General features: G+C 63.2%; 1 pseudogene. It reads left to right on the top strand.

The features are described from left to right. A pseudogene (locus B3849_RS08395) lies at nucleotides 1–329 on the top strand (penicillin-binding protein); the annotation flags it as partial.

Consider the following 329-nt stretch of genomic DNA (forward strand, 5'->3'; position numbering starts at 1 on the left):
CTGATCAGTTGACCAGCGAAGAGAAATGGCGCGCCGCCCTTGCGGACCTGCGGGTGCCGCGTGACATCGATCTGGAGAACCAGTGGTATCCGGCGGTGGTGCTTGAGGTCGGCAGCAATGACGCCCGCATCGGGATCGAAGGCGTGGACGAGGACGCAGACGGCCATTTCATCCCCGCCAAGGATGTCCAATGGGCGCGCAAACGTCTTGAGAACGGCAAGCTCGGCAACCGCGCCCAAGTGCCCGCTGACCTGCTTGAGGTCGGCGACGTGGTGCTGGTGCGCCGCATGACTGCGGATAGTGACGGGTCATTCATCCGCTGGACTTTG

Source organism: Sulfitobacter sp. UBA4523 (genome assembly GCF_002388305.1).
In the GTDB taxonomy this organism is placed as follows: domain Bacteria; phylum Pseudomonadota; class Alphaproteobacteria; order Rhodobacterales; family Rhodobacteraceae; genus Sulfitobacter; species Sulfitobacter pontiacus.